General features: G+C 37.6%; 17 protein-coding genes. 5 read left to right on the forward strand and 12 right to left on the reverse strand.

All coding sequences use genetic code 11. The annotated features are described in order from the left end of the window. Positions 1 to 3: 3 nt before the first annotated feature. Positions 4 to 222: a hypothetical protein gene (locus MKL62_RS09240; protein WP_000351255.1), complete on the reverse strand. Its 219-nt coding sequence runs from the start codon at positions 220 to 222 to the stop codon at positions 4 to 6. Positions 223 to 475: 253 nt separating this feature from the next. Here MKL62_RS09240 and MKL62_RS09245 point away from each other — a divergent pair, with 253 nt between their 5' ends. Further along, positions 476 to 928, forward strand: coding sequence for a DUF441 domain-containing protein (locus MKL62_RS09245; protein ID WP_000880860.1), 453 nt, complete (start codon positions 476 to 478; stop codon positions 926 to 928). 50 nt (positions 929 to 978) lie between these two features. On the opposite strand, the gene MKL62_RS09250 is transcribed toward MKL62_RS09245, so the two are convergent. The 3 genes from MKL62_RS09250 to MKL62_RS09260 form a co-directional block, all read right to left on the reverse strand. Beyond that, a complete protein-coding gene (locus tag MKL62_RS09250) occupies positions 979 to 1,899 on the reverse strand; it encodes a LysR family transcriptional regulator (RefSeq protein WP_000890088.1) in 921 nt (306 codons plus the stop codon). 226 nt (positions 1,900 to 2,125) lie between these two features. Beyond that, positions 2,126 to 2,920 (reverse strand): DUF4198 domain-containing protein, encoded by a 795-nt coding sequence (locus MKL62_RS09255; protein WP_025470012.1) that lies wholly within the window; start codon positions 2,918 to 2,920, stop codon positions 2,126 to 2,128. A gap of 157 nt (positions 2,921 to 3,077) precedes the next feature. Next, positions 3,078 to 3,506 (reverse strand): membrane protein, encoded by a 429-nt coding sequence (locus tag MKL62_RS09260; protein ID WP_001228338.1) that lies wholly within the window; start codon positions 3,504 to 3,506, stop codon positions 3,078 to 3,080. Positions 3,507 to 3,734: 228 nt separating this feature from the next. Here MKL62_RS09260 and MKL62_RS09265 point away from each other — a divergent pair, with 228 nt between their 5' ends. Next, a complete protein-coding gene (locus MKL62_RS09265; RefSeq protein WP_002014361.1) occupies positions 3,735 to 4,934 on the forward strand; it encodes an MFS transporter in 1,200 nt (399 codons plus the stop codon). Positions 4,935 to 4,959: 25 nt separating this feature from the next. Here MKL62_RS09265 and MKL62_RS09270 read toward each other — a convergent pair whose 3' ends face one another. From MKL62_RS09270 to MKL62_RS09295, 6 genes are all read right to left on the reverse strand, one after another. After that, positions 4,960 to 5,943, reverse strand: a complete 984-nt coding sequence (locus MKL62_RS09270; RefSeq protein ID WP_005128379.1) for an ion transporter — start codon at positions 5,941 to 5,943, stop codon at positions 4,960 to 4,962. A gap of 138 nt (positions 5,944 to 6,081) precedes the next feature. Then, entirely contained in the window at positions 6,082 to 6,516 is a 435-nt protein-coding gene (locus tag MKL62_RS09275) for a hypothetical protein (protein WP_000920881.1), read from the reverse strand. Positions 6,517 to 6,743: 227 nt separating this feature from the next. Continuing rightward, complete coding sequence (locus MKL62_RS09280) at positions 6,744 to 9,383, reverse strand: bifunctional aconitate hydratase 2/2-methylisocitrate dehydratase (protein ID WP_000888596.1); 2,640 nt, start codon at positions 9,381 to 9,383, stop codon at positions 6,744 to 6,746. 258 nt (positions 9,384 to 9,641) lie between these two features. After that, positions 9,642 to 10,004 (reverse strand): hypothetical protein, encoded by a 363-nt coding sequence (locus MKL62_RS09285; RefSeq protein ID WP_000976734.1) that lies wholly within the window; start codon positions 10,002 to 10,004, stop codon positions 9,642 to 9,644. A gap of 142 nt (positions 10,005 to 10,146) precedes the next feature. Next, complete coding sequence (locus MKL62_RS09290) at positions 10,147 to 14,652, reverse strand: translocation/assembly module TamB domain-containing protein (RefSeq protein WP_005128378.1); 4,506 nt, start codon at positions 14,650 to 14,652, stop codon at positions 10,147 to 10,149. A 26-nt stretch (positions 14,653 to 14,678) separates the two neighbouring features. Then, complete coding sequence (locus MKL62_RS09295) at positions 14,679 to 17,399, reverse strand: autotransporter assembly complex protein TamA (RefSeq protein ID WP_005128376.1); 2,721 nt, start codon at positions 17,397 to 17,399, stop codon at positions 14,679 to 14,681. A gap of 165 nt (positions 17,400 to 17,564) precedes the next feature. On the opposite strand from MKL62_RS09295, the gene MKL62_RS09300 reads away from it, so the two are divergent. After that, positions 17,565 to 18,887 (forward strand): MFS transporter, encoded by a 1,323-nt coding sequence (locus MKL62_RS09300; protein ID WP_005128373.1) that lies wholly within the window; start codon positions 17,565 to 17,567, stop codon positions 18,885 to 18,887. A gap of 3 nt (positions 18,888 to 18,890) precedes the next feature. Then, the gene (gene coq7, locus MKL62_RS09305) at positions 18,891 to 19,526 is read left to right on the forward strand and encodes a 2-polyprenyl-3-methyl-6-methoxy-1,4-benzoquinone monooxygenase (protein ID WP_001216787.1); all 636 of its coding nucleotides are present in this window, start codon (positions 18,891 to 18,893) and stop codon (positions 19,524 to 19,526) included. A 47-nt stretch (positions 19,527 to 19,573) separates the two neighbouring features. Here the strand turns inward: coq7 and MKL62_RS09310 are convergent, their stop codons facing one another. Beyond that, positions 19,574 to 20,122 carry a DUF2799 domain-containing protein gene (locus tag MKL62_RS09310; RefSeq protein ID WP_002132149.1) on the reverse strand — a complete coding sequence of 183 codons (549 nt, stop codon included), beginning with the start codon at positions 20,120 to 20,122 and terminating at the stop codon, positions 19,574 to 19,576. Between the two features lie 409 nt (positions 20,123 to 20,531). Between MKL62_RS09310 and MKL62_RS09315 the strand changes: the two genes are divergently transcribed. Then, on the forward strand, positions 20,532 to 21,956 hold the full coding sequence (locus MKL62_RS09315; protein ID WP_005128371.1) for a glutamine synthetase family protein: 1,425 nt from the start codon (positions 20,532 to 20,534) through the stop codon (positions 21,954 to 21,956). Positions 21,957 to 22,031: 75 nt separating this feature from the next. Here the strand turns inward: MKL62_RS09315 and MKL62_RS09320 are convergent, their stop codons facing one another. Further along, a complete protein-coding gene (locus tag MKL62_RS09320) occupies positions 22,032 to 22,748 on the reverse strand; it encodes a response regulator (RefSeq protein ID WP_005128364.1) in 717 nt (238 codons plus the stop codon). Between the last annotated feature and the right edge of the window lie 11 nt (positions 22,749 to 22,759).

A 22,759-nucleotide genomic window follows, 5' to 3' on the forward strand; every position in this document is an offset into this window, starting at 1 on the left:
GAATTATTCTTCAATGACACGATAAATTTTTTCGTTTTGTTCACTTTCAAATAGCAATTCTGTAGTGGGTAAGATCACCTCATTATCTACAATAATATGTTCGATACGCTGACTTAGCTTTAAAGGCTCATTTTCATGTTCAACTAAATTCTTCTTTAATTGAGCTTTCGCATCATGAATTTGATCAAATTGGTCTTTGATCTTGATATCTATAATATCCATAAGATTAATCCTGTACTCATGAGTAGTGATTATTTTTATATCACACTATCTCAAAAGAATACTTTTTAAGTTGTTAATTTATATAACATTGTTTCCAAGCGTAACCACAGATAAAACTCTTTATCATTGAGTCATATACAAGAAAATTTCCACTAAAAAGCCTTTGTTTGATCTTTTTTAACCTTAAAAGCTCTGACATTTTGGCTCTCAATTATTATACAATTCAAATTATTTGCTTTTCTTGCCGCTTCTCATGCTTGCCCAATTTGATGTTAATTTAGTTGTTTTATTAGTTTTACTTATCTGCGGTTTACTAAGTCAAAATGCAGCTGTAACTATCGCAGCAGGTATTTTAATCGTCATAAAAATCACGCCATTAAATCAATTTTTTCCTTATATTCAGGCCCATGGCCTAAACTTAGGCATACTTATTCTAACAATTGGCGTACTCACCCCTATTGCAAGTGGCAAGCTTAGTGGAGAGAGTATTTTAAAATCCTTTATTAGTTTTAAATCTTTAGTCGCTATTGCAATTGGTCTGCTCGTCGCGTGGCTAGGTGGTCGTGGTGTAAAACTTATGTCGAGCCAACCTGATGTTGTGGCAGGCTTACTTATTGGTACGGTTGCAGGTGTAGCGTTACTCCGTGGTGTACCTGTTGGCCCGCTGATTGCAGCAGGTCTATTATCTTTGTTTATAGGTAAATAAAAGGCACCCGAAGGTACCTTTTAATAAATGCTTAGGCTAAATAAGTACTTTTAGCCTGAATAGTAAGAAGTGCGTTTTAAAGAAAACTTTTCTAGCTGCTTTAAGAAACCTTCAAAGTAGCTCTTCTCTTTTTCTTCAGTTCGATAACCTGCATACAATGTACGTCTTAAACCTGCTGGAGAAACACAATCTAGACGACGGCTAGTCACCCAACCTTTTTGTTCGTATTCATTGACTACCCAATCTGGCAAAGCAGCAATACCTCGGCCACTCGCAACAAGTTGAATAAGCATTTGCGTTAAGTCTGTTGTTCGGATTTGTTTTGGTTGAATATTTGCAGGTATAAACAGTTTCGACATGATATCTAAACGGTGCTTATCAACCGGGTAAGTAATAAGAACCTCTTCTGCGAGATCCTGAACAGTAATATTTTCAGCACGAACCAATCGATGAGTATTTGATAAAACCAAACGCGACTCATATTCAAAAATCGGGAAGTATTCGATTCCTTTTAGCGCAATCGGATCGGCTGTAATAAGTAAATCAAACTCAGCATTTTGTAAAAGTTCATGTGGATTCGCTTCAAACCCCGAAGCAAAGTCTAAATCGACGTCTGGATATTGCTGACGGTACTGATTGAGTAAAGGCATTAGCCAGTCAAAACAGCTATGACATTCAGATGAAAAAATAATTCTGCCCGTTTGTCCGTGCACAATACGTGTAATGTCACTCTGAGTAATCTGAATTTGCGGCAATACATCATCAGCTAACTTAAGTAGGCGTTGTCCTACATTAGAAAAACTAACAGGTCGACTGCGGCGATTAACCACCTCTACCCCATACCAATGATCTAATTCTTTTAATTGGTGAGAAATAGCCGAGGGCGTTAAGCATAGGTCATTAGCTGCAGCGACCAGTGAACCATGTTCACGTAAAGCAACTAAAGTTTTAAGGTGTCGAATTTCTAACATGGGCACAAGCCTGAATACATAAATTTATCTATAAATTTTCAAGTTATCTCTTGTTTATTACTAAACAGAGTTAACGGAGATAAATCATCACTAATGAATACCATTCATCTTATCACAAAATTAATTAATTTGTCTCAACATAAGTTTTTGTTAATTACATATGGACTTTACTAACAAATAAAAAATAGACCCAGTCAGATCTATTTTTTTATAAAATGAAATATTCTTACTCGGTCACTTGTAAGCTAACAATCGTATAATTTTGATTTTTAGGCTTTAACCTTAAATCTACTGGAGCTGTGACTTCCATTAAATATTCTCCAGCTTTTGGAAATTTAAGTTCAACTTGTCCTTTATCATCAGCTTTAAAAAGTAGTACTTGTTTATCAGTTGCACCTTTCTCTCTTAAATTAATTTCAGCATAAGGTAGGTTCTTGCCTTTTTCACTTATGGTTAGCTGAACTGCTTGAGTAACTTTAAGCTGGTTAGGATGAACAGAAAAATTAACTTTAACTGGTGTATTTGGAAGTTGAATATCTGAAACTTTACCTTTTGAAAGATAACTTTGTAACACCCATTCTCTTGTTACTTCCTCTGTTTTAATTTTTTTAGTTTTAAGATCAGCAGGAATTAGATAGTCACGCTCTTTTCTTGGCGGAGCTTTATCTGCTGGTAAATCAAAAAATAAATGCCACTCCTTTTGATCATATACATATTTTAAAGGGTAAGTCGCCTGAGTTTGCAGAATATATGTACCGTCTTCCGGTAAAGCAACATCGAAAACAGTTACAGATTTATGTAGGGCTTCAGCATTAATAACTTTAGGATCTTGTTTAGGGGTAATGACGGTAAGCTTGGCATCTTTTAAAGCGTATTCACTATTTAGTGCTTCTTCAGCATAACCAGCTACTACCGGTACTTGTGTCTGCTCAGTTTTATACGCTAATGGCGCAACATAAGGTTCATGAGCAAGGCTGTAACTACATACAAAAACAAGTGATGTTACTAATAATCTATTTATTCTTTCTCGATCCTAATTAGGAAAATTTAAATTTTTACAGACAAATCATAAGCAAATGTATTATACACAAATAAAAATAATTCTTATTATCATTAATAAATTTAAGTTAAAGATTTTTATATAAAAAGAAAAAGGCCAAGTGGCCTCTTTCATTACCTCATTGTTCTTTTACTTTTGGAAAAGCTTGATTAAAGTCAATAAGCTTATAACTTTTTACTAAATCATCTTCACCATAAGTCACTTCATAAGTTGTTTCTTTACCATTAAAGTATGCTTCAGCTGGAGTTCCAAAAACTTCCCATAAACCTATTGAGGCAACGTCTGCAACCCCATGCCCAAATGCACGACCTACTTTTACCCACTTTGAATAACCTTGCTGGAATGTATAGATTTCAACTCTTGTCCCATCACGGTACTCAGACAAGACAGGTGCCCCAAACTCTGCAATAACATAATTACGAGAGCTACCCGGATTTAAAACATTTAAATTTTTTTTACTTGGTTGATTACCAGCCATAAATACGGCACAACCAGACATAGATAACATAGCCATACCAATAAGGCAGGCAATACATAATTTTCTCACGATTTAACTTCTCTATTTCTTAAGTATTTATACAACTTATTGTAATGCTTAAAGTATTACGCGCTCATCATATCCAATTTGATAAAAGAATTCGATAAATTATTCAATATAAAGATAAAATATTCCGGTTTTAAATGTGCAAACTTCCTCTCGAGATTCTAGTTTTTTATTATTTTGGTCTCTTTTCCCTTATACTTTCTTTTTTGAGTTTCCTTTTATTAATTTATTATGGCGTCCCCCCAATCCCCTTCTTCTTCCCCTCGACATTACTCACTCTTCTTGGCAATTTTTTCTCTTGCAGTAGGCGGTTTCTGTATTGGCACTACAGAATTTGTCGCAATGGGTCTTATTCAGGAAATTGCACACAATTTAAAGATTACAGTACCTGAAGCTGGGCATTTTATTAGTGCTTATGCATTAGGTGTTGTTATTGGTGCCCCTATTATTGCCATTTTGGGTGCCAAAGTACCTAGAAAGACCCTATTGCTTTGCCTCATGCTGTTTTATGGTATTGCCAATGCATGCACAGCTTTAGCACATACCCCAGAAACCGTTTTAGTCTCTCGTTTTATTGCAGGTTTACCTCATGGCGCATATTTTGGTGTCGGCGCTTTAGTCGCGGCTGAACTAGCAGGCCCTTCACGAAGAGCTTCAGCAGTTGCGCAAATGATGATGGGACTAACCGTTGCTACCGTTATTGGCGTACCCTTAGCAACATGGTTAGGTCAACATTTTGGTTGGAGAGCAGGTTTTGAATTTTCAGCAACGATCGCATTCTTTACTTTAATTGCTGTAGCTTGCTTTGTACCGAATATTCCAGTTCAAGCTACTGCCAGCATAAAAACAGAATTAGCTGGGCTTAAAAATATAAATATGTGGTTAACCCTTGCAGTCGGCGCAATTGGCTTTGGGGGCATGTTCTCGGTATATAGCTATGTCTCACCAATTCTCACTGAATACACTAAAGTTAATATCCAGATTGTTCCTATTGCATTAGCGCTGTGGGGCATCGGGATGGTGATTGGTGGTTTAGCTGCGGGTTGGCTTGCAGATAAAAACCTCAATAAAACTATTGTGGGCGTACTCATTAGCTCAGCGATCGCATTTGTAGTCGCAAGCTTTCTAATGAGTAATATCTATAGCGCAATTGGCTCTTTATTCTTAATTGGCCTAACCGTTATGGGTTTAGGTGGGGCTTTACAGACACGCCTCATGGATGTTGCAGGTGATGCACAAACGCTAGCAGCTTCACTTAACCATTCCGCCTTTAATCTTGCTAATGCATTAGGCGCTTTTTTAGGTGGTTGGGTACTGAGCCATCAGATGGGTTGGATTGCACCAATCTGGGTAGGTTTTGTACTGAGCCTTGGTGGCCTTATTATCTTACTCATTGCATTTGCTGTAGAAAAAGCAACTCAAAAAGCCTGAGTATGATCAGGCTTTCGTTGAATCTCTAATCTGTTAACTTTTCACCACAGTGCGGGCAATAACATTTCTTCTCTCTAACAGCTTCTTTCTCTTCTAATACTTTTTCGCGCATAATTTGAATAATCAGATTATGCGCTTGTTCTTTTGGTAGCCCTACTTTTTGTCGAATACGTTCTATTTCAACTTCATCATGCATGATATCAATACCACGCACTTGAAGTAACTCTCGGAACTCTTGTTCAAGGCGCTGATTACGCTGGTTAAGTTCATTGGCCAAACCAGAAGCTAAAATACCAGCCGGTAAAGCAGCAATCCCTACCCCTAGAATTGTAATTAAGGCTCCCAATAATTTTCCTAGACTAGTTACTGGTGTGACATCGCCGTATCCGACTGTAGTTAAAGTCACAACCGCCCACCACATTGCTTTAGGAATAGAGCTAAAAGCTTCCGGTTGCGCTTTATTCTCAACAACATAAATACCAGAGGCAGTCATAATAATCATAATGATTAAAATAAAAATCACTGCCTGAAAAGAACCTTTTTCTCGCTTAATCACACATAGCAATATTTGTAGTGAGATGAAATAACGAGTTAATTTTAATAATCGAAGTAACCGTAAAATTCTTAACATACGAAGATCTATTCGTACAAAGAAATTTAGATACGCAGGCAAAATTGCCATGAGGTCAATCAGTGCTTCACCACTTTTCATCCATGCTAAACGTTGCTTCCATGCAGCTTGTGTCGGATCACGCTCGACTATACTCCAGAGCCGTAAGAGATATTCAATACTGAAAATTGCAATTGAGACATTTTCAAAGTAGTCAAACCATATACGGTAGCTGTAATACAGATCATTTACTGTTTCTAGTAATACAGCAACTACATTCCCAATAATTAAGAAAACTAAAAAGTAGTTAATACATCTACTTACTGTCGCTTCGTAATCATGATTATGAAGGTTGTTATAGAAGAACCGACGTACTGTCTTCCATGCTAAAATTCGCATACGGATCTGAACCACGTTATATTGAACATATATTAAGCTCACATACGTAAATTCACCACTATAGCAGCCAATAAAATATTTTATTAATTGTATTAGCTAAACAATCATAAATAATATTTCATATTTACTAATTATATTTTAATGCGCTGCAACATATCTAAACTCATTTTCCTCCCACCATTGCACATCATATATACCGGCATGGGACTTCAAAATGACATTAATATAATTTTGTAGCAACATAATATGGTGAGTAATATCTAACTTTCTAAAAAGAAATCTTCTTAAAATTGGTGTATTTGGTGAAATGAATATTGCAAAACCATTACTGTATTCTTCATAAACGCTAATACCGATATACATCGTAATCTCAGGTAATGGTACTTCTATTTCCCAGCCCCAACGCTCAGCATTTAACTCAATATTTAAGTGATATCTATTTTTTAATATACTATAAATATATTGTGCAATATCTTCAGTTTTCTGTACTAAAGTATTCCCGTCTTCTGCTGATAAATTTTGATCATATAGCTGATAATCATCAAATTTAAATTCAACAATTGTCTTTAGCATTTTAAATTCCATATATAAAATACCCGTGTTCTTTTTAATTATTTTTAAGTTCATGCAAATATTTTAAAACAAAATCTTCTTTAATATCTAGCGTTATATTTATTTTTACATTTTATTAGAATAAAACATGATTAATTTATTATTTTAATAATTAAAATATGTACCAATTCTCATTAAAATAAAAAGGAGCTGAATAATCAGCTCCTTTTTTGTACTAAATCGACCTATTAAGTCAACTGAGCAGCAGCAATTTTCTTAGTATCTACTTTATCAGCAGCATTTGTATATTCGCCCATTTGGTCGAAATTCAAATATTTGTAGATGTCAGCAGACATACTGTCAATTTGAGCTGCATATTGTTGGTATTCTTCTGGAGTTGGTAATTTACCAAGTACAGCAGCAACAGATGCAAGCTCAGCAGACGCTAAGTAAACGTTAGAACCTTGGCCTAAACGGTTAGGGAAGTTACGTGTAGAAGTCGAAACAACAGTTGTGTTCGGCGCAACACGTGCTTGGTTACCCATACATAATGAACAACCAGGCATTTCTGTACGCGCACCAGCACGGCCATAAGTGTTATAGAAGCCTTCTTCCATTAACTGATGTTCGTCCATACGTGTTGGTGGAGCCAACCATAAACGAGTTGTTAATGAACCGCTTGGCACTTTCTCAAGTAACTGACCAGCAGCACGGAAGTGACCAATGTTAGTCATACAAGAACCGATGAATACTTCATCAATTTTGTCGCCTTGAACGTCAGAAAGAAGTTTCGCATCATCTGGATCGTTCGGGCAGCAAAGGATAGGTTCTTTGATTTCTGACAAGTCAATTTCATACACTTTAGTGTATTCAGCATCAGCATCAGCTTTAAGTAAGCTTGGGTTTGCTAACCATTTTTCCATGTTTTCAACACGGCGAGCCATCGTACGTGCATCACCATAGCCTTGTGAAATCATCCACTTAAGCATTGTGATGTTAGAACGTAAGTACTCAGCAACTTTCTCTTCTGAAAGTGTGATTGCACAACCAGCAGCTGAACGTTCAGCAGAAGCATCAGAAAGTTCGAATGCTTGCTCAACTGTTAAGTCAGTTTCCATTTCTGTTAAGTCGATTTCTAAGATACGACCAGAGAAGATGTTTTTCTTACCTTTTTTCTCAACAGTAAGATCGCCTTCTTTGATTGCATAGTAAGGAATCGCATGTACAAGGTCACGTAAAGTGATACCAGGCTGCATTTTACCTTTGAACTTAACAAGAACTGATTCAGGCATATCAAGTGGCATTACACCAGTTGCAGCAGCGAAAGCTACAAGGCCAGAACCTGCTGGGAACGAAATACCAATTGGGAAACGAGTATGCGAGTCACCACCAGTACCTACTGTATCTGGAAGAAGCATACGGTTTAACCAAGAGTGGATAATACCGTCACCTGGACGTAAAGATACACCACCACGGTTCATGATGAAGTCTGGAAGTGTATGTTGCATTTGTACGTCAACTGGCTTTGGATAAGCAGCAGTGTGACAGAAAGACTGCATTACTAAGTCAGCAGAGAAGCCCAAGCAAGCTAAGTCTTTTAACTCATCACGAGTCATAGGACCAGTTGTATCTTGAGAACCAACTGTAGTCATTTTAGGTTCACAGTAAGTACCTGGACGGATACCTTGACCTTCTGGAAGACCACATGCGCGACCAACCATCTTCTGAGCTAAAGTGAAACCTTTGCCAGTGTCAGCTGGTTGTACTGGAGTACGGAATAATGTAGATGGAGCTAAACCTAAAGCTTCACGCGCTTTAGCAGTTAAGCCACGACCAATAATCAAGTTAATACGACCACCAGCACGTACTTCATCTAAAAGTACTGGAGTTTTAAGTTCAGACTCAGCGATTTGTTCGCCATTTTTGAACGCAGTAACTTTTGCAGCAGCATGATCGATTTTAAGAGTAACTTCGTCACCCATGTTCATGTTAGAAACATCGATCTCTACTGGTAATGCACCAGCATCTTCCATTGTGTTAAAGAAGATCGGAGCAATTTTACCGCCTAAACACACACCACCGTCTTTTTTGTTTGGAATGTGAGCGATTTCATCACCAAAGAACCAAAGAACAGAGTTTGTTGCAGATTTACGAGATGAACCTGTACCAACAACGTCACCAACATAAGCAACTTGGTTACCCTTAGCAATGAGTTCTTTAATTTGGCTTAATGGACCAACTTCACCTGGTTTTTCAGGGTTGATACCATCACGCTCATTTTTCAACATTGCATTTGCATGCAATGGGATGTCTGGACGGCTCCATGCGTCTTGAGCTGGAGACAAGTCATCAGTGTTTGTTTCACCTGTTACTTTGAACACAGTGATTTTGATTTCTTCTGGTACATCTTTACGACTAGTGAACCATTCAGCATCAGCCCAAGATTGTAAAACAGCTTTTGCATTTGCATTGCCAGCTTTAGCTTTATCAGCTACGTCATGGAACGCATCAAATACAAGTAATGTTTTTTTCAAAGCTTCAGCAGCCAAGCTACCTAATTCAGCATCATCCAGAAGCTCAACTAAAGGCGCTACGTTATAACCACCAAGCATCGTACCTAGTAAATAAACTGCACGTTCTTTAGAAACTAGCGGAGATGTCGCTTCGCCTTTTGCAATCGCTGCCAAGAAAGCTGCTTTTACGTAAGCTGCTTGGTCAACACCTGCAGGAACACGGTTTTCAAGCAAATCAACCAAGAATGCTTCTTCACCTGCCGGTGGGTTTTTTAATAACTCAACAAGTTGAGCAGTTTGAGCATCATCAAGTGGCTTCGGTGGGACTCCGAGTGCGGCACGTTCAGCAACGTGTTGGCGGTAAGCTTCTAGCACGGTGTTCATTCCTCTTTTTTTAAAAAATTACTTGTAAATTCCAGCTTTCACAAAGCTTCACAAGTAATATGGACTACAAAATTTTACTAGAGTTCAAGCCAAAAGTTAATGAGCGCGGGGTGTTTCTCCGTGATGCCCATTATTTTGTAACTAAATACCCGTGTATAAATAATGATCTTAATGATGGATTTATCATGCGGTATTTTAAGTTAAAAGAACACTCCACCTTAGTGGAGTGTTTGACGATGTCTTATACACTTAGAATTTTTTGTAGTTTGGCATTTTGTCATGTGGGGTAACCAAACACTCATCTGTCATTTGTTTTCTAATCTTTTCTTGTAAGGCTTCTGGATTCGTTTTTAATTCGTCTTGTGGAATGGCGTAAACTTTTTCAATAATATTAAAGATGAATTTTTTCGTAATTTCGTCTTCAATTTTATTAGCATGCTCAATAGCTTGAGACTTCTCAATTGCTTGCTGACGGTCAAATAGAATACTTCTTGCTGCATTTCCCACACTTGTACAATAGCCATGCCATTGCTCTTCAGGTGTTAAAGGCTTTTTTTCTGTACAGCCGACTATTAACATGCCCATTAAAACAAATAAAACTTTTTTCATCATTACTCTACACAGACTATGCTGCCCACATCATACTGAATCTGACAGACTTTGCAAAAATTCTACTTATATGTCTTTATTTTTGCCCAATATTCAATAAAAAACCGAGATGTTTTCATCTCGGTTTTTAGTGTTCTTCAAACCTTTAGAAGCGCCAATTGTAGAATAAATCTATTGCTCGTTCTAAAGATTGACTTGCTTCCAAATACAAACGTCGGTTCATTTGATAACGCAACGTCAGTTTATTGACCGGGGTAAATACACCTACACCATAACGAATAAATAAATCAGGTGTAATGTAACCAGTTAAGCTTACTTGAGTATCATCCCCTGTACCTTGAGCATCTAATGCAAGACCACTCAAACCAAAAGTACGTCCAATTTGATTCGTTAAAGCACGAGTACCACCCAAGCCCATACTAATACCGGCAGCAGCAATTGTATTGTTCACATCAGATTTAAAGCCTTCTGCATTACTTAAACCACTTGCACCTTCATTAATACGCCCTGTCACGAGTGCATTTAATGCCTCTTGCTCAGAAAGGCCTGCATCATTATAAACTTGAATGTTTGGTGATGAAGCAGTACCAGTGACACGAACCCCAACCATACTACCCTGAACATTTTTATTCGCATCAATATCTAACGTCGGGTTTGCTAATGGACCATTAAAACGGGCAATTGCACGGTTTAAATCTAGGCTTTGACCATAGGCCTCAATTTTCACTTTTTGACTTACACCAATAGCACCCATTGCTCGCATTGCTGTTTCATAACCGCGTTGGGTTAAATTCAAACGCCCCACTAAAGGTATATTACTGTTAAAGCCTTGGAAGATGACTTGATTGCCAATATTTACCGAGATATCTGCACGGATATCCCACGGTTTTGCCGCACGTAAAATTGCAAGTGGGTCCTGACCTTGGCGAACAATACGAACATCTGAAGATGTGTTAACCACTGGTGCAGTTGTTTCAGGCATTGAAATACGTGCACGAGGAACATCTACTGATCCTTTCAAGCTTAAACGCTTATCAAAAGGATACATATCAAGTGTCAAATTCGGATTTGCAATAGCCGTAATTAATGGAGCTTGACGTACAAGTAAGTTATCGCCTTTTAAGTTTAACTGTAGACGCGGTGCATTTTTCCAGTCAAAACTACCTTTAAGTAACCCTACACCTTGTCCACTATTGAATGCACCATCAATTGTTGCCATGTCCTGACGAATAGATGAATACACCTGTACATTGGTTAAATTAACCGGCAGGGAAATCATACTGATCGCCCCATTTTTCAAACGCATTTCGCCCGTAAACTGTGGCTGGGTCAAAGTACCATTCACTTTGCCAGCTAAGGCTAAGGTACCACTCATTGAACGTACATCTTGAATGAATGGTTTTAACACTTTTAACTGTACATCGTTAAAAGCTACCTCTCCATGCATCGGCATAGATGATTGGTATGGATTAATAATAACATTCGCATATCCTGTACCAATATCAGGTGTTTTTACATCGACACGGAACAATAAGCCTTCTGAAATACTTTTTGCAATTACACTCAGTTCATCATAAGCCAAAGTAGTCGGTGGATCTTGCGGATCTTCCGCTGCTAGGCCCAGTTCACCTTTTCTGGTCATTAAGCGTGCATCAAGCTTAGGATGCCCACCATTTACCCAAGAAGCTTTAGCATAACCATTAAGTTGGCCTGTTATAGCCAAACCTTCCGGCATGAACGCAGCAAAATCACCTAAATCTAGATTCTGAGTAACAAATGAAATATTACCTTGTGCTTTACTCACACGCACAGGCTGGTCAAGACACAACTGGCTATTTGTACTTTGCCAGCAATGTTGCCCAACATATAACTCAGAACGTGCCGATGAGAAAACAACTGGTGCATTTTGATTTTGTGCTAGACGAATTCGGCGTGAATCAAAACTTCCTTTTTGAATTTGCCCTAACCAATCATTCTTCGCATTAAATCCACCTGCTAATTGAACATAGAATTTAGAAACATTATTATTTCCTTGCACTTTTAATAAATGTGCTTTTCTTGTTCCTGTTAAATTCACCTCAGCAGACTGAATTTGACGGCTACCACTACGTAAATTGTCTAATTTTGCTGTTAACTGAGTTGGTGTTGTTTCGGAAGTAGGCAATTCACCCTGGATACGAAGTTTTTTAATACTGACTAATGTATTAAATGCAAAATTATCAACCGCAATGTTCGCCGTAGCTTTCAAACGCGGTTGAGATTGGACACTCAAGTCTCCATATGCACGCCCACTTAAACCCGGATACAACTCATAAAGTGCAGGTGCATTCAGCTTAATTTTTAAATTCTGTGCATTACCAGTCGCCTGCAACTGATTTTGCGCATAAACTAAAAATAGATTATTTGCTTCAAATTGCTGAGGTAAAAAGCCTTTTTGGTTCGAATCCATAAGTATGGATAAGTTACCTTTACCTCTGACTGGCTTATTATTCAAATAACCCGCAAGGTTCAATTGTTGAATATCAATACGCTTTAACTTGTCAGACCAGATGCCTTGTGTTTTTACATTTCCTGAAATTTCACCTTTTACACTAGAGGCAAAATATTGAGGTTTAAAGCGTACTAACGAGCTATTAATATCCCAAGCAATACGGTCTTTTAAATTTAATGACCCAGTCGCATAGATTTTCCCAGCAACACCATCATGTTGTAACTGACTAATTCGGATAAATTCTGGGGTGCCTGCAATAGAAAACTTTAATAGTCCATTGGCTTGATTAAGCGCTTTTAAAGATCCGTCATAATTGACCGCAAAGCCTTTAAAACCGCCACCTGCTTTAACATCATTAAATAATAAAGCTGCTGTACTTTTTCCAGCTAGCGCAACCATTTCTTGACCTGCTTGAGCCAAGCGACCTTTTAAATCAATTTTTTCAAGCTGAATAATTTGTTGATTTGGCTTTGCAAAACCGCTGGCTTTAATTGATCCGTTGAGCAAGTTAACAGGCGCCGCTGTATGTATACTTTGTGGATTAAAGTCTTTTGCATTTAATAATGCATTCCATGCCAGCTGACGTTTTTCACTTGGTAATAAGACTTTGGCCTGACCTGTGAGGCTACCCTTTTGAGCCGCAAAACTAAAACTAGGAACATTAAGAATATTATCTTTAACATTCAAAGTTGCTAAATATTGTCCAGCCGGTAATAAGGTCTGTTCATGCTGATATACTTTTGTCGAAACTTTAATATCTTGCTGACCATCTCGCAAAGTCAAATCAACTTGACCACTATCACTACTTAACCAACCTATATATGGCATAGCACGATCTATATTTGCCCAAGCCACATTCATAAACATTGGTTGTGGCTTCTTATTCTTTTCAGGTGCTTGGGTTAGTTTAAGTTTCCAAGATTCATAGCGGTCAAAGTCTACATTGGCAAATACTTCCGTACCTTTTTCCAAAGAGCCAGTTGAAGAAACGGCTGCATCTAGACTTGGCGGCAAGAAATCCTGAACGACCTGTGGAATAGCTTTGTCTTTAGGATTAACATGATCTAGGCGACCTTTGATGTCCCAAGTGACATGATCTTTCCAGTTCACTAATCCTTTAAGATTAACTGCACCCTTCATGACCTGACCGTTAAAATCAGTAATATTCAACTGATGAACCAGATCAGTATTCATTAAGGCGTTGTACTGGCCTTCAGGTAAATTCTCCCCTTTTAAATCTGTCTCAAGTGCTAAGTTGAGTTGCTTAATATCACCCTGAAATTTAATTACACCGTTTTTAGCAAATAATTTTTGCTCAACCAATAAAGGCAAGTGATAATTTTTGAGTAACAATGCACCTTGCATAGGCACTTCATGACGAACAGGATGTAAAACAACCCAACCTGTTAATAAATCTGGTGTTGTCGTTGCTACACCGGCTTGCAAGGTATCTAAGCTACCTCGCGCTGCCACCTTAATATTTTGGATGTTTAAACTTTTTAAAGAAGGAACTCTTAAATCTGCAGTCGCATTCAGTGGATATTTACCGCTAAAGTCCATATTTCCTGTTGCGTTATGAACAGAAAGATATCCCATATCCATACTTGAATTTTCAAATTTCAGTTTTGTCTCTGACCACAAAGCATCATTTAGATGAACATCATGGAAATTTACGACAGAACCTGAATTTTTAATTTCTAAATGATCAACATCTCCAACATCTACACGAAGCACAAATGGTAATTTAATGGGTTTAAACTCAAATGGCTTATCCGATGGCGGAGCTTTGTTAATAATAACTAGGTTACGGACATCTGCATTGCTCAAATGCACTTCTTTTTCTAATATTAAAGAACGCCACCCTAAACGGACATCAGCTCTATCTAAAGTAACGTCAACTTCTTTTAACTGAACAATAATATTTTTAAGAATAATTCCCCTGAGTAAATTACCCCCCTCATATTCATATTTAATGACTTGCTGAGCTTGTAAAACACGATCTAATAAAAAACGGCTTCCACGGTCAGTCGACATCATAATAATGATGGAAGCAACAAGTAATAAAAGTATGATCAAGATTGTCAGCAAGAAGCTACGCAAAATACGTCGCTTCTTAGGAGAGCTAGGTGCCGAAGTGGGCTGCTGTTCTACTTCCGCCATAAAATAAACCTAATAAAATTTTATTTTTAAAGTTGTGGACCAATAAAGAAATGCAAACGAATCGGATGGTTATCATCAGAAATACCAGAAGCCACGTCTAAACGAATTGGTCCAATTGGGGACTTCCAACGAATACCAACACCCACACTATAGGCCGTCGGATTACTAAAACTCTTATCGTAAGCATTACCAAAATCAGAAAAAACAGCTGCTCGCCAACCCTCTTTGAATTGATAGTTATATTCTAAAGAGCCTACTGCTAGAGCCTGTCCACCAATCTTATATCCATTATCTTCTGGTGAAAGACTTTTATAATCAAAACCACGAATTGTCTGGTCACCACCAGTAAAGAATCTTAAATTGTATGGAACTTTATCAAACTCATCGGTAAAAATATAACTAAAATCGGACCGCCCAACAAACTGATGGTCATCATTTTCACCTAAAGAATAAATAAATCTCCAGCCCGCTGTGGCAATCGCCATATTGGCATCTGAAAGTAAACTTTCGCTACCTAATTCTAATTTATAAGTTTGTTTAAAAGCTTTGGTCGGGTTTAAGCGTGTATTACTTGAAGTTTTAGAGGTCTCATAACTAAATAATAATGCTTCTTGCTCTGATGCAGCAGTTTTAAATGCATCTGGTAGCTCAGAGATATCCACATTCCCCTTTTGAGTTAGGCGGTCGAGACGATAACGTACCCCAATAGTATGTTGCCAGTTTCCGAGTGGTTTTTTAATAACTCGCTCACCCCCTAAAACTGCCGATTCTGTAAGTAAGCTTACATCCGGACCAATATCATCTCTCGTCTCACGTTCGTAACCACCCACAATATTAAAGTAATCATTTAACGGATGTTTATAAGGAATACTATAGCGCCCATCTATAGATTGACGAATTTGGGAAAGCTCCAAGTTTGCATCAAATGAATGACCGTATTTATTTACAATCGAACGTCTATATTGACTACGTAAACGGGCGCCAGTGTCGGTACCATAACCAATACCTGTTTCCAGACTATTTAGTTTATCGGCATTTAACGTCACAATCACTGGTATACGTTTTTCTTCCCGAGCTTGAGCCTGTAAACGGTCTTGTTCAGACTCTTGTTCTTCATGCTGTACAGTTGCAGCTTTTAAAGATGCGGGTGCGGCTTGTACACTTTCAGTTCCGGCAAATTGTTTTTCATCTACCACATTTTGTGTCACTTCTTTACTTGAGGAAGCCAACTGGCGTGCTTTGGCAAGTTGTTGTTGCTCTAAAGGAAGCAGCTTCGATTCGTCAATATCAACATTCTGCTGATCGACCAACGCTTGTAAATCGGGTGGTAACTCAAGTGGTTTTTCAATTGGGTCGGGTTTAATTGAATCAACCAAGGTATAGTTAAAATAGCGTGAGTTAGTCAGGTTATTTGCTAAAACATTTACACGCCAAAAAGCATAGTCATCACCCTCTTTCCACGGTGCCATGCTTTCAAGAATATTCATATTTAAAGGTAATGGTTTTGATGGATCGCTCATGCGAAACTCAACCTTACCAAGCTTATAACGCTCACCCGTCTCATACTTGAGGTTAATATCTGCTTTATTTTCAGGTTGGCTCACTTTTACGTCATGTAAACGCCAATACGCATCAAAATAACCATTATTTGATGCAGCATCGACAATTCGGCTTTTAGTGGTTTCGTAAAGGCCATGATTAAAAATATCACCTACATCTTGGTCAGGAACTAAACGTATGACCTGAAATTGTGGCTGTTTTGCACCAGCACCAGTAAATTCAATGTTTTGTTCATTAATCCGTACTGGTTCATTTGGCGTTACATTAACGCGTACGCGACTGGCACTTAACTTTTCAAAACGAAACTCGGCATTGTAATAGCCTACAGCTTGAGCAGCTTGGTTACTTAAGCTCCTAAGTTGCGGTAGCGCTGCATTAAAATCTTCAAATGATTCTTGGGTAAATGTAGATAATTTACCTTTGATATTTTTAGCTAAATCATCTGGCGCACCCGTAACCTCAGCAGTAATACGGGGTATCTGCTCCATTGGAATTACCCGCGGTGGACGGATTTTATTGAATATACGTCTAAAGAAGCCTTTTTCTTCGGGTGGCTCTTCAACGGCAGCAGTAAGCTCAGGTAAAGTTTTTCCTGTTTCATTGGCTTCAACCACAATCTTACTATCAGATTGAATCTCATGCATGAGCTGGTCAATATTTACAGGGGCCTGATTAATTTCATGTAATTCTGCTTGTGATGCGTCATTCACCACCATTTCTGGTTGTTTTTGCGTACCATTTTGGAAGTTTTGAGCCTCGTTTTTTGCCTCTTCTGCTACCCGATAAATTTCATTTGCCATATTCTGGTCAACAGGCATAACAGGTAAGTCTTCAAGATTATCAAGCGTAATTGGCTTAAATTCTTCAATCTGATTCGGAAATTGTTCTTGTTGTTGCAATATAGCCAAGCTATCTTGTTGTTGCTGTGCTTGAGTTACAAGAGTAGCGACATCGGTAATTGGAACATCACTTGGGTTATTTGTATTAGTTTGTTGTACCAATGAATCTGTTACCGTCTGGTTTGCTTCTGGTGTAACGGTCTCAGCCGAACTTTGAGCATAACAAGGAGTAACACATAAACTTAATAATAAGCTGCTACAAATAAGTTTAGGTATACTCTGCATTTTTAAGATTAAATGCATAGAGTGAGAAAGAGTTGACTGTTTAAACTTAATTTTAGAAGGCATGAAAAACTCTAAACTTATTTTTTAATAAACGCACCAATATGAGGACAAAACTCACTCAAAACCATTGATTTTTCATTTAATCAAGCGTTAAAAATATCATACATGGTTTTAGATGCAAATTAACACTCCGTCACATTTTTTTATAAAACTCAATGAAGCTTGCACATGATGAAACAAGATGAATCCCTGATGACATCACGTCGGTTTGTACCGATGTTTTTTACCCAGTTTTTTGGCGCATTAAATGACAATGTTTATAAGCAAGCTTTATTGTTAGTCATTACTTATGGTTGGATTCAGCAACAATCTGCCCCAGTAAGCACACTCAATAATTTAGCAGCATTGTTGTTTATTTTGCCATATTTCTTTTTTTCAGCAACTGCCGGACAAATTGCTGATAAGTATGAACGTTCACAACTTGTCCGTGGCATAAAAATTTTAGAAATCATTATTATGCTCATCGGTTCTGCCGGTTTTTTATTGGGGCATTTATGGTTGCTTCTTTTAGCCCTATTTTTGATGGGCACACATTCAACTTTCTTTGGTCCCATTAAATATGCCATTTTGCCAGAAATCTTAAAACCACATGAACTCATGTCTGGCAATGCCCTGTTTCAGTCTGGTACATCCATGGCCATCTTATTCGGAATGATCTTGGGTGGTGCCGTAATTGCATCATCAGATGGAAACTTATTGTGGATTAGTATTACTGTAGTAGCGATTGCTTGCATAGGTTATTTATTCAGCCGTTTCATCTTGCCACAAAAAGTTGCCGCACCTGATTTAGATATTGACTGGAACTTTATTCGTACAAGCTTTCAAACTATTAAATATGCCAAAAGCTTACCGTTAGTGTTTACAATTTTGTTAGGTAATTCATGGTACTGGTTTTATGGAGCAACTTATTTAACCCAAATTCCGCAGTTGACTCAGCAAAACCTTCATGCATCGGAAAATGTGGTTAGCCTATTACTCACTTTCTTTTCAGTCGGTATTGGTGTGGGTTCTCTTCTTTGCCGCAAAATCGGTGGTTCAGAAATTAATATTAAAATGGTACCAATCGGTGCAGTTGGTCTTACTGTTTTTGCGCTTTACCTTGCTGCCAGTTTAGCTTTTGTACCAGAAAGAACTGGAGCATTACTGACTTTAAAAGATGTTTTTACCCAAGGCTGGGTTTACTACCATGTCATGATTGCTGTGACTTTATTGGGTATTAGTGGCGGTTTTTATATTGTTCCTCTATATGCCATGATGCAGGCTTACTCACCACGTTCACATCGTGCCCGAGTGGTTGCAGCAAATAACATCTTAAATGCCGTTTTTATGGTTTCTTCTGCAATTTTCTCAATCTTAATCTTAAGTGTTTTAAAAATTGATATTAAAATACTATTTATTATTACAGCTGTACTTAGTGCAATCTTTAGTAAATGGCTTCTTGCCCGACTAAAACCAATGCTTGCCACAGCACATCTTTCTTTGGAGGACTAATTTATGCGCCACTATACTGGAATTGATCAACTTATTAACTCTTTTGATCAAGCATTACGTAGTCTTGTTCCGGGTGCAACAGCAGCACAGCGCCAAAATCCAGCTGAAACAGTAGAAGCAAAACTTGGTGTAGAAGATGCTCGCCATGTTGCAGGTTTAATGCGTGTTAACCATAGTGGTGAAGTGTGTGCTCAAGCACTTTATCATGGGCAAGCATTGACAGCGAAATTGCCAAATGTACGCCGCGAAATGCAACAGGCAGCGATTGAAGAACAAGATCATTTAGCTTGGTGTGAAGACCGTTTAAAAGAGCTAAATAGTCATACAAGTTTATTGAACCCGATTTGGTATGGCCTTTCATATGGTATGGGTGCTCTTGCCGGTATTGCAGGTGATAAATATAGCTTAGGTTTTGTTGCTGAAACTGAACGTCAGGTTAGTCTACATTTACAAGATCACTTAAATCAGTTACCAGCACAAGATGAACGCTCGCGCAAAATTCTAGAGCAAATGAATGAAGATGAATTGCATCACCGTCATACTGCACTTGAAGCAGGTGGTGTTGAATTACCCTATGCAGTAAAAATCACAATGACTGCTATTTCAAAGTTAATGACAAAAACGAGTTATTATCTTTAAAAAAAACAAAGGATTGATCTCATTCAGATCAATCCTTTTTTAAAATATTATTTTAATCCATGATCATATTTAAAACGTTCGATATCTCGAATTGAGTTCCAATAGTTTCTGTTAATACGGTCACGATCAATTTGTAATTCTCTTAAAAGCTTACGATAACGTTCACGCTCTTCTGGCTTTAATTTTTCGTTGTAAGCATTATCGGAATACTGCTTAAACTTTTCGTCATAACGATCATATTCAGCTTTTGCATTGTAGTAATCGGAAGCTGCTCGATAATAAGGTCTTAAACGATTACGCTGCTCAACTGGGCATACATTAATATTGCCGTTACCCTCTAAAGCGTTATAAAAAATATTTGATGGCTGGCAATAATAACCTAGGCCTTCTTTATACCCACGTTCATATGACTTTTGATCTGGAACAATATTGGCTTTTCCACATGCTTTGTAATATTGATCTAAACGTGGTGAAGAACCTTTCGAACCATCTTTCTCACCCACTAATGACCAATTTGCAGTCTTACATTCTTCTACGCTCATTGCAGCACAACCTGAAAGGCTGATTGCTAAAATGGCTAAACCGATATTTTTCATATTAAGAGAACTCAAAAATAAAAATTAAAAAAAACGCAAAAAATAAAATTCCAGTACATACACTATATAAGTCTTGCTCAATTCAAGATTTATACATAAATGTTTAACTGGATAAGATTTTAAGTTTAAAGCAGTTTGACCATCTCACCAAATTTAAGGATCACAATTCCTAATTATGTTTAATTTTAAAAGCGAAATCATGAACGATCAGACAACTCTTTGATGGCCCTTATACGTTAATTTTACTTTAAAACCTTACCACAAAAACAACAATTAACTTATTGATTATTAATATAAAAAACTAAATTCACTTATAAATAAACTATTTATTATTTTACTGTTTTTTTACGGGATTAACGCCAAAGGCTACGGTAGGATTTGAGCTAAATAACCACCAAGGTTTTTTATAATGAGTACGCTTATTTACCCAAATTTAAACTTAAAAGATCCTCACTTTAAGGCATTTAAAATATCAGATGATTTTATTCCACCGACACAAGATCATACTTTCAACGCAGATCTTTTTTTAAAAGAAGTTGATGAATATTTAAGTTTATATCCTCACACTCAGCACATTGATATTTGTCTACATGACTTAAACGGGCATATTCGTGGCAAACGTATTGATGTTAAGAGTTTGAAAAATCTATCTAATGGTTGTTATTTTCCTCTTTCTGTTTATGCCATGAGCCTTGATGGAAAAGTGATTGAAGAAACAGGACTGGGAAAATATATTGGTGAACCAGATAGACTTTGCCTGCCCATTTTAGGCAGCTTGCAACCCAGTGCCTTATCCCCAGAATTAAATGCTCAGCTTTACCTATCCATGCAAGAAGAAGATGGTTCTGGCTGTCGCTATGAACCACGTAATATATTAAAAAAACTATTAAATCAGTTACATGCTAATAATTATTTCCCTGTCATGGCTGCCGAGCTAGAGTTTTATCTTTTCTCACCTCAGCATCAATTCGAGACATGTTCAGAAAACCAATGTTTTGATATAGATGCGCCAAATAACTATCAACAAGTCCTAGATGAAGTTGAGAAAGCAGCCCTACTTCAATCTATTGAAATTACCGCTATTGTTGCAGAGTCATCGCCTGGACAATACGAATTAAATCTTCAACACAGCCATGATATTTTAAAGCTCTGCGATCAAATTAATGCTTTAAAAAGAATTGTAAAACAAGTCGCAAGAAAGCATGACTTAACCGCTTGTTTCATGGCGAAACCAAACTTGGCAAAGGCTGGTAGTGGCATGCATTTTCATATGAGCATACTTAATCAATACCATAAAAATATATTTAGTTCAGAAGTAAAAAAAGATGAGCTTTCAGCCAAATTATTGAGCGCGATTAGTGGACTCATTGAGTTAATGCCTGCATCTATGGCGATTTTAGCTCCTAATATTAATTCTTATAGACGTTTTAAAATTGGTCATCACGTGCCATTAGAAGCCAATTGGGATACCAATAATCGTAATGTCGCAATCCGAATTCCATGCTCAGATGTACAAAATCAACGCTTAGAATATCGTGTTGCTGGAGCGGACTGTAATCCCTATCTAGTTACAGCGACTATTTTAGCAGGCGCGTCTTATGGCTTATCTCATAAGTTACCGCTACCAAAACCTGCCCATCTTTTAAAATTTCCAGACGAGCACATTTTATTAGCCAACAACCAACCAGAAGCCTTAAAAATATTTAAAGGAAGCCTTATTTTAAAAGGATATTTAGGAACTGACTTTGTAGAGCATTGGTACACAGTTAAACAGGCTGAATATCAAAGCATTTACACCCAAATGACTGAAGCAGAACAACATTGGGATATATAAATAAAAAAGCAAAAAAACTATAAACCACTTTGCAAACCCTTAGGGAGAAATACCCTAAGGTTTTTTTATATTTCATTAATTATTTTTCTGCTTAGCTAAAAAACGTAACCCAACACCAGGCTCAGTAGCAATATAACGTGGCTGAATCGCGTTATCTCCCAGTTTGCTTCGCAACTTACCCACCAAAATACGTAAATAGTGAGTATCTTCCTGATGAGTTGGCCCCCATAGTTCTTTTAAGAGCTGTGGCTGTGTTAAAAGCTGTCCTTGGTAGCGCATTAATAGCGTCAAAAGTTGAAACTCTTTTCGAGTTAAAGTAATTGGCTGCTGCTCGACCCAAACCAAACGTTGTGTGACATCGACTTTAAGATAACCATCGTCATAAACATGTGCTTCTTGCTGGATTGGTTGATTTCTTAAGATGACACGTATGCGTGCCAAAAGCTCTTGAACACTAAAAGGCTTGGTCATGTAGTCATTTGCACCAGCATCGAGCAAAGCAACTTTTTCGTATTCATCAGCACGTACAGATAGGACTATAACCGGCACATTTGACCAGCTACGTAATTCTTGAAGGACTTCTTTCCCATCTAAATCGGGTAAACCTAAGTCTAGAATAACTAAGTCAGCCCCTTGGGTTGCCAAAGCCTCTAGGCCTTTGTAACCCGTTTCGCAGAGCGTGGTTTTATATTTTTGAGTTCTTAAAGCAATATCTAAAAATTTACGAATTTGAGGCTCATCATCAATAATCACAATGCGTGTTTCTACAGGTGATGTTTCGGAACTTATCATGAATTTACAAC

The sequence above is a fragment of the Acinetobacter sp. AOR01_HL genome (genome assembly GCF_027855455.1).
Taxonomy (GTDB): domain Bacteria; phylum Pseudomonadota; class Gammaproteobacteria; order Pseudomonadales; family Moraxellaceae; genus Acinetobacter; species Acinetobacter baumannii.